General features: G+C 55.6%; 11 protein-coding genes. 9 read left to right on the top strand and 2 right to left on the bottom strand.

Going from position 1 to position 14157, the window contains the following annotated elements; translation table 11 throughout:
• The first annotated feature begins 37 nt into the window (after positions 1–37).
• From ASF71_RS10205 to ASF71_RS25745, 4 genes are all read left to right on the top strand, one after another.
• Positions 38–1411: a hypothetical protein gene (locus ASF71_RS10205; RefSeq protein WP_056299142.1), complete on the top strand. Its 1374-nt coding sequence runs from the start codon at positions 38–40 to the stop codon at positions 1409–1411.
• Entirely contained in the window at positions 1412–3250 is a 1839-nt protein-coding gene (locus ASF71_RS10200) for an isopeptide-forming domain-containing fimbrial protein (RefSeq protein WP_056299139.1), read from the top strand.
• Positions 3247–3843 (top strand): hypothetical protein, encoded by a 597-nt coding sequence (locus ASF71_RS10195; protein WP_056299136.1) that lies wholly within the window; start codon positions 3247–3249, stop codon positions 3841–3843. Before ASF71_RS10200 ends, ASF71_RS10195 begins: the two co-directional genes overlap by 4 nt.
• Before the next feature lie 102 nt (positions 3844–3945).
• On the top strand, positions 3946–4167 hold the full coding sequence (locus ASF71_RS25745) for a transposase (RefSeq protein ID WP_082505900.1): 222 nt from the start codon (positions 3946–3948) through the stop codon (positions 4165–4167).
• A gap of 215 nt (positions 4168–4382) precedes the next feature.
• On the opposite strand, the gene ASF71_RS22580 is transcribed toward ASF71_RS25745, so the two are convergent.
• Positions 4383–5045 (bottom strand): TMEM175 family protein, encoded by a 663-nt coding sequence (locus tag ASF71_RS22580; protein WP_082505898.1) that lies wholly within the window; start codon positions 5043–5045, stop codon positions 4383–4385.
• Between the two features lie 208 nt (positions 5046–5253).
• Positions 5254–7794, bottom strand: a complete 2541-nt coding sequence (locus tag ASF71_RS23680; RefSeq protein ID WP_156372723.1) for a hypothetical protein — start codon at positions 7792–7794, stop codon at positions 5254–5256.
• Between the two features lie 150 nt (positions 7795–7944).
• On the opposite strand from ASF71_RS23680, the gene ASF71_RS23675 reads away from it, so the two are divergent.
• The 5 genes from ASF71_RS23675 to ASF71_RS10170 all read left to right on the top strand — a co-directional run bounded on the left by ASF71_RS23675 (position 7945) and on the right by ASF71_RS10170 (position 13689).
• Positions 7945–9987, top strand: a complete 2043-nt coding sequence (locus tag ASF71_RS23675; protein ID WP_156372722.1) for a hypothetical protein — start codon at positions 7945–7947, stop codon at positions 9985–9987.
• A gap of 70 nt (positions 9988–10057) precedes the next feature.
• A complete protein-coding gene (locus ASF71_RS23670; protein ID WP_156372721.1) occupies positions 10058–11383 on the top strand; it encodes a S9 family peptidase in 1326 nt (441 codons plus the stop codon).
• Positions 11384–11535: 152 nt separating this feature from the next.
• On the top strand, positions 11536–12021 hold the full coding sequence (locus ASF71_RS23665) for a hypothetical protein (protein ID WP_156372720.1): 486 nt from the start codon (positions 11536–11538) through the stop codon (positions 12019–12021).
• A 189-nt stretch (positions 12022–12210) separates the two neighbouring features.
• Complete coding sequence (locus tag ASF71_RS10175) at positions 12211–12585, top strand: hypothetical protein (RefSeq protein WP_056299124.1); 375 nt, start codon at positions 12211–12213, stop codon at positions 12583–12585.
• Between the two features lie 39 nt (positions 12586–12624).
• A complete protein-coding gene (locus tag ASF71_RS10170) occupies positions 12625–13689 on the top strand; it encodes an IS4 family transposase (protein ID WP_056299218.1) in 1065 nt (354 codons plus the stop codon).
• Positions 13690–14157 lie beyond the last annotated feature (468 nt).

Here is a 14157-nt window from a genome sequence, read left to right as displayed (position 1 = left end):
GCCACTGCTGGTCTCTCCCTTTCCCCCAGGATCCTCCATGAAACGATTCCTTCTGACTGCACTTCTGGCCGCCTCCAGCGCAGCCCTCGCCGCCGGCACCTCCGCCGGGACCACCATCACCAACACCGCCAGCCTCGAAAGCGTCGACGATACCGGCCAGGACGTCAGCACGCCCAGCAACGCCGTCACCCTGACGGTCAAGCACGTCCCCGCCGTGGATGTCACCCCGGATGGCGGCACCCCGGACGCCCCCGGTCAGACCGTCATCGGTGTGCCCGGCCAGGACGGCGTGCTCACCTACCAGATCAAGAACCCCAGCAACGGCCCAGACACTTACGACCTCACCACGCGCACCCAACCCGGCACCGACCCCAGCAAGGTCACGTACTACCTCGACGATGGCGACGGCGTCTTCGATCCTGCCAAAGACCGAGCTGTCACGACGATCACTCTCCAGCCCGACGAGCAGCGCACCTTCTATACGACGTACCCCGTCCCCACCGACGCGACGAGCACCACGTCGTTCACCCTCACTCCAGTGGCCACCAGTACGACCGACCGCCAGGTGCAGGACACCGGCAACTATGGCCGCATCGACACGCAGCAGGTTCTGCGCCTGAGCTTCACCCAGAGCGAGACGGGTAACGCGACAAGCCCGGGCAGCGTGACGTACACCCACGACCTGCGAAATACGGGCAATACGCCCCTACGTGCCCAGGACCTTGCCCTTACCAGTGAGGGGGGCAGCTGGACGTACACCTACCAAGTCGGGGATGGGACAGCGCGCCCGACCCTCGCTGATGCCCTCGCCGCCTGGACGGGCACGCTCAACAGCAGCGAGATCCTGCCCCTCCGCGTGACCGTGACCGCCCCAGCAGGACTGGCCAGCAGCACCCAGGACACCCTGACCCTGAGTGCCGCCATCAAAACAGCCCCCACCACGGCGATCAATAACCAGAGCCCGACGCCACAACGCCTGACGGACACGACCACCATCCTCAAGGGCGTGCCCGGTGCCGTAAAGAGTGCCCAGAGCTGCGGCGCTGACCCCAGCTGTGCCGCCCCCACCGCCATTCCGGATGCCCGGGTCGCGCCCAATCAGTACGTCCTCTATCTCGTGACCGGCAACAACACGGGCAATGGCGCTCTCCGGCGCCCAGTCCTCAAGGACGTGCTGCCCGAACACCTCAAGGGTGTGGCCTTCAGTGGCAGCGTGAGCAGCACGGGCGGCCAGGTGCTCTACAGCCTCGACAACCGCAGCTGGGCCGTGACCCCCCCGAGCATCACCGACGCTGAGGGCGCGGCAGTCTATGTCGGTTACGACAGTAATAAGGACGGCACGATGACCGTGGACGACACCCTCGCGCCGGGCGCCAACCTCAACCTCAAGCTCATCACGGTGGTGAAGTAGATGCGGGCGGCCGCGACGGTCCTGGGCCTCGCGCTCACCCTGAGCCTGGGGCAGTCCGGCCTCGCGGCCCCCACGCCCGCCGGTACCCAGATCACCAATACCGCCCTCTTCGATGCGGACGGCCAGTTCACCCCCAGCAACCCGGTCACGCTCACCGTGCAGGCCGTCTGCGGGGTGGCGATCACTCCCGCCGTGCAGCGCCTTCCAGGCACAGTCGGGCAGCCTACCCCGTTCACCTTCACGGTCTTGAACACGGGAAACAGCACCTGGACCTTCCCGCTGGAAGCCCGTGCTGGCGCGACAGGACGTATGGACGTGACCCTTGACCCAACGAGTCTGTCGCTGACGCAGGGCGAACGCCGCGACGTGGTGCTCAGCGTGACCCCCTGGGGGACGGGGAGTCTCGAAGCGCAGCTGCAGGCGGCCTGCGGCGATGTGGTCGCCCGAGGCCTCGCCCAGATAGACGCCACGCTGCTCCCCCTCATGGCGAGCAAGAGCGTGGACCGCAGCACGGCGAAACCCGGCGACGTGCTCACGTACACGCTGACTGTCACCAATCCCAATCCAGTGCCCGTGACGGAGGTCGTGCTCACCGATCCCCTGGACGCACATGTCCACTTTCTGGACGCCACGCCGGCACCGCAAGTCCAGGGACAAACGCTGACCTTCCTTCTCGGGACAGTACCCGCCCAGGGCAGTGCCACCGTGACCTTCCGCGTCCAACTCGACAAGACCGACGACCTCACCGTGTCTAACGTCGCCCAGGTTGTCACGGCCGAGCAGCCCCAGGGCATCCCGACCAACACGGTCAAGACGACCGTCTGGGACCCGAAACTGGTCATCAGCAAGGTCAGTGGCAAGACCGTCGTGCAGGTGGGCGACACCGTGACCTACACCGTCACCGTCACCAACGCCAGCACGGCCGCCGCGCTCGACGAGACCACCGTGCAGGACCGCCTGCCCGCAGGCCTGGCCCTGAATGCCGGAACACTGCGCCTCAACGGGCAGAGCGTCATAGACACCCACCCGGACCCGCGAGTGATCGAGGTCGCCGGTGGTGCGCTCACGCCCGGACAAGTGACCGTCCTGACGTACACCACCACCGTTACGCCAGAAGCGATCGGGCAAACGAGTCTGCGCAACGTCGCGCAGGCCAGCGGTCTCCGGAATGCCCAGACGACCGAGCGGGTCTCGACGACCGAAGTCGACGCTATCGTCAAACTCACCCCGGCTGACCGGGCCGTCCTCCTGGGCCGGGTCTACCTCGACGTGGACGGGAATGGGCAGTTCAGTACCGCCGATCGTCCCGTACAAGGCGCGCGAATCGTCGTGGCTGGAGGAGAAGCGGCCCTCACGGACACCCTGGGACGATACGCCGTGCCTGATCTCCGGGAGGGGCGCTACGCCGTGGCGCTCGACCGAGCCAGCGTGCCCTATGCCCCAGTGGCGCAACCGGGCGGGCTGCGGCTCGACGGCGCGCAGCTCGTGAACGTCTATGGCGCCGCGACGGCTAATTTTCCACTCCTGGCGCCCACCGGCTCCGGCGCTGCAGGGCGCAGCACAGTCCTGATCGGCCAGGGGTGGCGGGCCGAGAAGCAGGTGCAGCGGCAAGGCGTGGAGGTCAAGGTCACGCTGACCCTCCGTGCCGAACGGGACATGACGCTCCAGGTCAATGACCCCCTGCCTGCCGGCGCCACGCTTCTTCAGGGCCAGCGCGCCCAGCGGGTCACCGTGCACGCCCAGGTGCCCGTCACGCTGACCTATACCTTCCGTTCGGATCTGCCCACTGCGGCGCTGACCACCGACCCTGTCATCCACGCGGGAGAACCCCCCAAATGAAGGCCTTGCTTCCCACCGTGCTCCTGAGTGCCGCCCTGCTCCTCGGCAGCACGCAGGCCCTGACCCTTCCCCCCATCCCCACGGCGGCCCCGACGTCGAGCGTGACGCGGGAAAGCACGATTACCCTCGGTCTGGAGGTCGTGGCGAGCGGCACCCTGCTCGTCGCCCACACGTTGCCGGAGGGCGCGACCTTCGTCCCAGGCAGTGCGGCCGTCGATGGGCAGCCCGTCGACGTGCGGATCGGGCACTCAGGCCGCCTCTACTTCACCCTGACCGCAGGGGCCCATGCCCTCACCTACCGGGTGACGCACCAGGACACCCTCCCTTCCCTCGCCGAGCCCGGCATTCTCCGCGTGACCGAACACGGCCAGGACCTCCTCCAGGGCGACGTGGACCCGGACGATGCCCGCACCGCGCAACGCCCCAAAGAGACAGCACCAAGCCGCACCTCTGGCGTTCTTCGGCTCCCCCTGGATGGGGCCGTCATCCAGGAACACAGCACGAGCATTCAGATGAACTACGTCGGGGACGAGCCCGAGCTGCGCGTGAACGGCGACCTCGTTCCCACAACTGACATCTTGCAGTTTTGGTAAAGCCGTCTGGAACGCACTTTTGGCCCCATAGTGGGGTGTGAACCCAAAAGAACCGCGTTCCAGACGGCTCTATCTTCGAGGTCTTCCTCGACCTGCTGTTGGATGGTTCCGGCCGACCGCTGCCGGAACGGGCCACGGTCAAGTCCCCCTCGGCCCTCAGCCGCTTTCTCAGCACGGGTGGGCAAGTGCCGTTGGCGAATCGAAGCCTTTTTCAAAACCGTCAAGGGCCACTTCGGACTCGAACGCTTCGCTCAGCACAGCAAACAGAGGGTGATGCGCTGGTGGTGCCTCTCTGGGATGGCCTTCCTGCTGTGCCACCTCTAGAACCTCGATCTGCCCGAGAGGGAAGCGGACAGGTGGCCCGACTGGGGCGAGTTGGCGAGAACCGTACGGTTCTCGTTCGTCCCCGAAGTGCTGCGTCAAGCACTTCAACTGGAATTGAACGCCCTCGACGCCTTCCAGCACGCACTTTTTGCCCCTTCAACCTAAACTGCAATATGTCAGTTAAGCCCCTTTTTGCATAGGGTTCTTGGCAGCTTCTAATCTAATATTTTATTTTGATTACTTAAAATTAGGATTTTCTGGCCAATTGGTTTTAAAATCCTAGTAAAAAGAGGCATGAAGAATAGAATAAGTAGGGAAAAATAACCAATATTCGGTATACAGATAGATAAGAATAATGCAAAAACATAGAGTATAAGAGCACTAAAGGAAGCAGCGATGTTATCAGGTCGCAATAGCTCATTCTTTTGTACCAATTGTGGATTTCTAGATATTATAATAACCATTCCAGTCATTGCTAGCTGCCCTAAAATAAGAGTCCCTATATACATTATAAATTGAACTGTATCAGTTTTTTGAAGTCCCATTAATGCGGTAGCAACTGGCAAGAAAACGATTGCTAGCAGCCAAATCATATTCAGAATTTTAAGTGATTGAGTCAGATATATAACTCTGGAAAAAACTCGGTCATGATTGTTCCAAATCATTCCAATAAGCAGAAAACTTAGTAAAAATAATAAAGATAGCTCATTATTTTCTTTATACCATTCTTTAGTGGTTAAACCATTCCCTACTGCATCTGGAATTGTTTCAAGAAGCGGTAAGATTAGTAGCGTCAAGGCAATAGCCACAACACCATCAGTAAAAGCTTTCAGCCGGTCAGGATTCTCAAGCAAATCAACCCTACTCTCGTTAGACATATATAGTTACTTCCTCCCAGTACAGTAACATAAATTGTAAGAATCAATATTTCATATTAGCTTATAGCTAAGCCAAAGACTTTAACTCCATCTTCTATATATTTTCAACAGTTATCTTTGAAATATAACACTAATACATAATTCAGAATTAACTGTACGAAGATTTTATAGATCATTGCAAACTTACAGAGGATTACGTTCACGTGTCTTATCCGTAGATAGCCTCTCGTGCTGCTTGCCAGCTCCGCTCGAGAGTCCAGCTTTTTCCCTCATCCCAAGCCCGTCGAAAATTGGCCTCTCCGAGCGACCTCAATACAGCCTCCCTTACCGGAGCAAAACTTTCCTGCTCAAATGGTCGAAGGTAAAGTCCATACTGCTGCACTTGTCGCTCCCAGGCGCCCCAGAGTTGGGCGGCCAGCATATGGGCATCCTGCTGAGCTGCATATGCGGCAGTGCCATCCATTGCTGCGATCAGTTCAACAACATATCCAGCGCCCGCCCCCTGTGTCCACACGTCTTTCAACCAAGGCAGGCCCCGCTCAACTTCTTCAGTCAGGAGGTGCCACTCCATCAGTCTTCGGAGGGCCCGGATACGGTCCTTTTCATTCCGCACTTCTTGAGCGACGAGTAACCCCTCTTCGTAATACCTCCTGGCCTGAGCCCAGTCTTGCAAGCTGCGCGCTGCATCCCCAGCACGCAAGAGCGTCATGGCCAATTCTCGGACACCAGCTCTCCGATGAACTGTCAAACTCTGTGCGTACCAGGATTGCGCCTCCCGGGCCTCATTACAGAGCAGGGAAGCTCCTCCCAGGTTCAGCAGCGCGTATCCCTCCCATACAGGATTTTGCTCCTGACGACTCAGCTCGAGCAATTCCTGTGCCGCTGCACGCCCAAACTCAACTTCGCCCCAACTGACCCCCAGACCGGCCAGCGCCCAGAGTCCTTGCATCCTCACATCAACGTTCAGCTGCTGGGTTAGAGCGAGCGCAGCAGCGAGCCAGGTCAATGCGCGAAGATCCGCCTGTCGCAAGATCCAATAGTCGAAGAGTGCGGTACAGATGTGGATCACCAGTGTGGGTTGCCTCTGCTGTCCCGCCCAATGGATGAGCTGGACCAGATGACCATATTCAGCCGCATAACCATCCAACACATTCTTGCTTCCCCGACGCCGTGACTGCATGGATAATTGAACGATCCATTCCCCGAAGTAACCTGCGAAGCTGGCTTCAACCTGCCGACGTCGACGGGCATCGGCCTGCAGTTTTGTCCGGCAAAAACTCAACAACAAGGCATGCTGGGAAAATCGTCCATTCGCATCCCGCCGCAACAGTGATCGGTCTGTCAGAGACGCAAGCTGGTCCGGACGCGCCCCAAGCACCTGGAAGGCCGCCTCAGCAGAGAAGTCTCCCTCAAACACGGCACTGGCCTGCATGATCTGCCGCTCAGTCTCATTCAACAGGTCCCAGGACCGGTCAACGACCTTCTCCAACACAGGCTGCTGTTGGGCCAGCGTCATTGCTTCTGTACCTTGGAGAACTTCTTCAAGCAGTTGGGCCACCTGGGTCAAGGTCATCGTTCGCATCCAGGTCGCCAAGAGTTCCAGCCCTAAGGGTGAGCCTTGAAGTTGCGCAGAGCACTGTTCGACGAGCGCCAGTTCCGACGATGACACTTCAAAATTGGGATAGAAACGGTGGACTCGGTCCAGAAAAAGGGAGGCCGCCTCGCTTAGGCCAGAGGAAGCATCCAGAGATAACCCGCCAATGGGCAAAGTGCCCCCTTGAACGAGGGGGAGCCGGGTCCGAGAGGTGATGATGATTTTGAGAAGGGGGCAATCTCTCAGGAGTGGGAGCAGAAGATGTGTCTCCTCTACGACGCCTTCAAAGCCATCCAGAATCAGGAGATGCGGTTTCCCCGATAAAGCTAGGACGACCTGCCGGGCAAGGTGTCGCGGTTCACTCACATTGAGCTGGAGTGCCCCAGCAACAGCCCCTAGAAACTGATTCGGAGATCTTAGACGCTCCAGGGCAACCATCGTCATCATAGGACCCTCGTCGCTAAGGGAAAGGGAACGGGCAAGTTCCAAGACCAATCGGGTTTTTCCTGTACCTCCTGGGCCCAGAAGGGTCAAGAGGGATAAGTCGTCCCGTTCCAAAAAATCGAAGAGCTGTTGCAGAATGTGACGTCGTCCAACCAAGGGCGCTTGTGGTTCTAACCAGAGATCACCAAGGGTGGACTGAAGAGGCAAGGAGGACGCATTTAAGGGCTGCACCCTATGGGCCTGCAGGAGATCCGCCAGGTGGTGAAGTTCCTCGGGCGTCAGGGGGGGTGCACCAGGCAGCGTCAAAAGACGCTGAACGTAGCGTTGAGGGTCGCCCTGTGCAGCGACTAGGCGAAACAAGGTTGTGCGGACTTGTTGGGCCAGGGCCTCACGGGCATACTGGGCCCAGGTAGAGAGGGCATCCAGTTCGCTAGGGAAATTGACGTGCTCGAGAAATGCGCCTGAGTAATTTGCCAGAAGGAGCTCTGGGTCGGCTTGAAGAAGCGCATGACGAAGTTGGGCTAAATCGTGTGGCATCTGGAGCGTCAATTGCTGGTCTTCACGAAGAATCGCACCCGGAAGCTTCTCCTCAATACGGGCAAGGGCAACACGCAGACTTGCACCAGGCTGTTCTGCATCTGGCCAGAGCAGGTAGCGCAGCTGTGACCGACTCATAGGTCCTCGGTAGGCGAGGAGCGCGAGCAGGAGCATGTGTTTCAGGGAGAGCATGGGGGGGTGGGTCGTCAATGGTCCCAGAACGTGGAGAAACACAAAAGCAGTGTAGCGGAGGCAGAGCGTAACACTTTGAGTACCATGTGTTACGCCAGACTGATGTAAGAAAATCACGCCTAGATTCAAGATATGACTTCACGTGTATTTGTCCGTAAAGGACACCGGTTCACCCATTTTTTTGGGCTGTCTGTTCTCTTGATGGGCTGTGGACAGATTTCGATTGCACCAGACAATACGGCTCTTCCTGAGCATCTGAATGCCCTGACCTTGGGGAGCATAGATGGACGGATTGCCTCACGACTCCAAAATGTATCGCTGACACGATACGAAAATCAACAAATTAAAGACTATGATCTTTTTATTGTAGACGGTGATAAATATAATTCTGAGGAAATTAAAAAAATTCCCCAGGTTAATCAAGCATTGGCATCGCATATACCAATTCTGTTTACTGATTTGAATGGAGACCATAAGAAGAATTCTCTAAAAAACTTGATTGGTTTTAGCACACCCAGGTCCTCCAATGGGTATCTGCTGGTTCCTGTTGAAAAGAAAAATGGAAAAGATTATTTTCATATCTATGAAACATTTACACCTAGAACTATTTCTAATCAGAATATAATTGATGATTCTGACACGCTTTTCGCCAAGAAAATAGCTAGCAATATTAAAAATGCTCGCGAAAAATCACTTTTGCTACAGGAGAACGCTAGCGGAGTTGGACCTATACAAGCAAAGTGGATCTTAACCGAGTCTATGCCCCTCATAACTGGATCTACGGAGTATGGGAATGTTGGACAGCAGGGCAGTGCAACCATTAATCGTACTTACACGCTGTATCAAGATTTATCTCAGGTTAATGCAACTCAAGATCTTGTAGTAAGCACTAGTGCAACTGTCGACCCTGGTCAGATGGCATCCAATGCAAATAATGACAAAGGATGGTTTTTAAGTAATGTAGGAATATCAAGCAATTTTTTAGATGCTGCAACGTCTAATTTTAAATGGTTTGATAGCGGTCCTATCGCGCAAAATAACACCAACCAGTATACTTCTGGTACTAGTTTTAATATAGGTTTCTCTGGATTCGATGCAGAGGCAAGTCTATCTTATAACTCTTCTAAAACTTGGAGTATAAATGATTGGTCGGTGAATAGTGATATCAGTGGAAACAGCTTGAATTGGAGATTTAAGTCTTCAAATCCCGATGTAGATGTCAAGTGTCAAGATAATACTCAGTGCTCAGGATTCTCTTACATTAATAACGCGCTATCTTCCCCTAACTCTCTCTCTACTTCTCAATCGGAATATAATACGGAAGTTGTATATAAAAATGACCATTTGAGCTCTGATACCGTTACTTTATCTTCTCAAATTGAAATAGGATTTAAGAATTTTTATCATGGTTGGCATGGTATACAAAGTCGTGATGGAACGTATTTCTCAGATGGACAAGTTATAATAGATCTTAGTTCCGTAATCCCACAAGATGTCGCGATGATCTTCGATTACGATGTGGCTCCAAGCAATACTACATTTAGTGGAATAGTCAGTATTCCTAATCCAGCTGTCGTGCCAGCAAATATCTATTTGCGAGCGATTTCGTCTGCCGATGTAGGTGTTACGGTACCACCCTATGTCACGATTCCCGCAGGAGCAAGTTCAGTCAGTTTTCCAATAAGTACAAATGTGATAACCACTAATGGCAACTCTTCTCGTTCCTCTATAACATTACAGAGCCTCTATGGAAATGTTAAGCAATCTACCATAGCATTGGACACTTCTAATAACTTTCTGCCTCCTCAAAATAATTTAACGTACGGTAACTATTGGTACGGAGTAGTTTATGGTGATCCCTATTCTTTTAATATAGCCCCCGCTGACTCAGAATGGCGGATGGGATATTCTGTTAGATATGCCATTTCTTATATCGATAGTAAAGGAAAAGAGCTGGTAGGGCCATACAGTGCCTGGATTGGTGATACAGATTTTGCTAGACCATTACTGATAAATCTTCCCTCGGGGCCCTCGGGTACTGTGGCGCGCCGCGTCTATCGACAATTTCTCACCGAAGCTCAGAGAGGGCAACAGGGCAAATTACTCTCACCAGATGTGAATGGAAATTCATTAGCAGACAACACTACTACAACATTTCAGGACATGAACTGGTAATCAAGTTATATACCGTCACAGATCAATATCACTAAATCTATCCAATACATAAATTTATGAGGAGAAAATTATGTTGCGAGATTCTTTAAACCGCCGTCATTTCATCAAGCGTGGGGGAGGACTCCTCGCACTCCTTAGTATCAATCTGGCGTCTGCACAGATCAAACCAGGCACTTCATCATCGACCTTTAAGACTCCACCCCTCGTCGCCGGCCTAACCAATGACTCCGCCTATAAATGGCTTGCTGTCCTCGGTATGACCCAGTACCGCTGTGCGGATATCGGTGAGTGTCTCCTCATTCGGCAAGTCCTCGAACAAAACGATCCCCAGGCTGCCGTGAACGCTTACGCTACCCTGGCCACTCGTCTCGAACAGGTCGGTCGCGCCAGTCTGGCCGCCGGCCACCGCATCAGTGCACGGGATACGCTCCTGCGCGCCGCTACCTATTTCTTCGCCTCCACCTATTATGTGGACGCTGCACAGCAGCCTCAGAACTTCCGTCCTTTATGGGAACGCCATCGCGCTTGCTTCGACACAGCGGCTTCCCTGTTCAACCCGGTAGTAGAGCAAGTCCGCATTCCCTTTGAAGGGACCTCACTGCCTGGCTATTTCCTCCGTCCCAACTCGACCTCACAGCGTCGCCCTACCCTGATTCTCAACAACGGCAGTGACGGTTCTGTCCTCGATATGTGGACCAATGGTGGTGCGTCAGCGATTGAGCGTGGCTACAACATCCTGATTTTCGATGGTCCTGGCCAAGGCGCAGCTCTGTGGCGACAGGGACTCTATTTCCGCCCAAATTGGGAAACAGTCGTCACGCCTGTCGTGGACTATCTCTTGACCCGGCCGGACGTTGATCCCCGCCGGATCGCCCTCCAAGGCATCAGCCAGGGCGGCTACTGGGTACCCAGAGCTCTGGCCTTCGAATCGCGGATCGCTGCAGGTATTGCTGATCCTGGTGTTACAGATGTGTCTAACAACGCAGAGGCGACCATTCCGGCCGAGTTGACTCAACTCCTCAATGCGGGTCAAAAAGACCTGTTTGATCGATACATGACCCAAGGCGTGGCCGAGAGCCCAAAGACCGCGGCGCTCCTGGCCTTCCGGATGCGCCCGTACGGTGTGACGTCGTATTACGACTTTTTCAAGCAGATGCAATCTTACTCCCTGAATGGCATCGCGGAAAAAATACGTTGTCCGCTGCTCATCACCGATCCTGCGGCTGAACAGTTCTTCCCTGGCCAGTCCAAGCAGCTTTACGATCAGGTTAAAGGTCCGAAGCAGCTGGTAGGCTTCTCAGCTCAGGATGGCTCAGATCTGCACTGTGAAGTGCAAGCGCTCGCCATACGGAATCAACGCGTCTTTGACTGGCTAGACAGTTTATTTTTTAAATGAATAGTATATCTATATAACTTTCGAATAAATACTTTCATAATATTATAACAATTCAATCAGACTATATTATCAATAGATTTTTCCATTATAAAATCTGATTTGATTGACCTTTCCAAAATATGTTATCTTGTAGATCTTCCTTGGAGTAAATTATGAGATCACTTGCTTTTTCTATAGATCAAAGAATAATGCAAAATGTTACACCCATCACCCTCTTCACCTTAATCGCACTAATTATCGGCCCAACAGCTAGTGCGGGCGGACTCGATGTCGTAACAAGTAGCAATTTGACGGCAAGCCTCAGCTATGGTTTCAACTTGACCGGCATCTCGCTTATGCAACAAGCAGAGGGGGGCGGGACAAGACCGAACGTTGTCGACCTCAAATTGCGTTACCTGTATGTGCCGGGCTTACAGCCCACTCAGATGCCTGATGTGAAGATCATACAGGCCGATCTTCTAAATACATTACAGAACTATCCAAACAAATCTGCCTATTGGGAAGTCTTGATTGCCGCTGCAGCAGAAACAATATTTAGAAAGTATTCCATATTCAGATCTGTTGAGCTTGAATTGAGTATTCGACCCAGCAAGGATATTCCGCTCCTCCGGGTGGGAACTGCGACCTTGCGCCGCTGAGTGAGCTTCTCTTCCTTGCCTGACATCTTGCAGTTTTGGGAAAAGCCGTCTGGAACGCACTTTTGGCCCCATAGTGGGGTGTGAACCCAAAAGAACCGCGCTCCAGACGGCTCTATGCTGACATCCTGCCCTGCTTTTCCCGCAAGCAGCATCGGGAGTCCTTCGAGGTCTTCCTCGACCTGCTGTTGGATGGTTCCGGCCGACCGCTGCCGGAACGGGCCACGGTCAAGTCCCCCTCGGGAGTCCTTCGAGGTCTTCCTCGACCTGCTGTTGGATGGTTCCGGCCGACCGCTGCCGGAACGGGCCACGGTCAAGTCCCCCTCGGCCCTCAGCCGCTTTCTCAACCACGCAGGCTGGGACACCCGGCAGCTCTGCCGGGTGTTGCGTCAGCACGCCCTCAAAACCGCGCAGGACTGGTGGCGAGCGTCACCCCATCCGCCTCCCCGGCTGGAACTGCTGGTTGACCTGACGAGCTTGGAAAAGACCGGCCAGTTCAGCGAACTGGCCGATTGGGTCCACACCTATCACGGTGTCCGGGGGCTGACTACCCATCAAAATGGCTGAGGGGAAATGGATAGCCGGCCCCTGTACGGTGTTTCTGCGATGAAACCACCCAAGAGCCGGCACCCACACGATACCTTGCAGACCGCGCTGCGGTCTGCCTTCCCCATTGACGCCCGGCGGTTGGTGGTCCTGAGCGCCCTCATCCTGGCGGTCATCCAGGCCCGGACCGTCGTCCTCTATAGCCTGAAGACGCATGTTCAGTTGCCTGGTACGATCTCCGCCCGGTATCAGCGGTTACTCCGTTTCGTGCAGTTTCCAATCCCAGACGGCCTGTTCCCCCGGTTTGCCCTCTCGTTTCTCCCTGACGGTCCGCTGGACCTGATCCTGGACCGCACCAACTGGAAATTTGGGCAGCAGGACATCAATATCCTGCTGCTCTCCGCCGTCTGGAACGGCTTCAGTCTCCCTCTGATGTGGACCCTGCTGCCACACGGTGGGGCCAGTGATTCCCGGGTCCGGGAATCACTGGTGACACGCTTCCTGACGCTGTGCCCAGACCATGAGATCCAGTGCCTTCTCGCCGACCGAGAGTTTATCGGCAAGCACTGGTTTCGTTTCCTCGATCAGCACGGCATTGCGCCCTGTATTCGATTGCCCGCTCGTGCCACCATCGGCAAGCATCGCCTCCCGGTCTGGGCCGTCTTCAAGAAGCTCCAGGTAGGCGAGATCAGGGTCTGGCCTCGCCAGACCCTGATCTATGGCGTATCCCTTCGGGTGGCTGCGACGAAGAATGCCGCTGGGGAAACACTGTACCTGGCTTACCGAGGACACGCCGGACCGAACTTGCGACGCTATGCCCAGCGCTGGCAGGCTGAAAACCTGCACTCGGCTCTGAAAACCAGGGGCTTCAATCTGGAGGACACAGGCCTGACCCGCGCGGAGCGCCTCTCGACTCTCCTGACGGTGGTCAGCGTGGCGTTCATCTGGGCCTGCGTGACCGGGGATCTCCTGGCCACAAAGGTAAGCATGCAGGTCAAAACACACGGACACCGTGCGGTGTCCGTCTTCCGACTTGGCCTGGATCATCTTCAGGATCTGTTGCTGCACCCGTCGCCTTCGTCTTGGCGCAGTCTGGCAAGCCTCATGCCACGTTTTGAAGGGTAGTCAGGTCCGGGGGTCCACTTGGTCGTGCTGTACCTGTGCTGCGGGGAGCTGCGGCTCCCTTGGGCTTTTCAAATCTGGCGAGAGAAGGGCAAGGCGTCCCCCGCCCAACTCGCCCTGAAGTTGCTCCGGACCGTCCCGGCCACGTGACTGAAGGGCAACCATCGGCCCCGTCTGCATGCAGACGGGGGCTTCGAGAGTGCCGAGTTCATTCGGGGTGTCCTCGCCCATGGCTTGGACATCGTGATCGGAGTGCGCTGCTCTCGGAAACTGGAGGATGGACGGCAGGTCCGTGACCTGATGGTCCGGGGAAGCCTGGTCAAGCCCTGTGGGCTTGACCAGACCATGTGCATCTCCTGGGTATGGCTCTACCTCAGGAGTTGCACCTGCATAAGACGAAAAAAGCGCTCCCAGACGCGAGAGTCTGGGAGTGTCGAAGTCACAGCCTCTCTGGGAGCGTGCCCGCATTCT

Source organism: Deinococcus sp. Leaf326 (assembly GCF_001424185.1).
Lineage (GTDB): Bacteria > Deinococcota > Deinococci > Deinococcales > Deinococcaceae > Deinococcus.
This window is presented reverse-complemented; position numbering and strand designations above follow the sequence as displayed.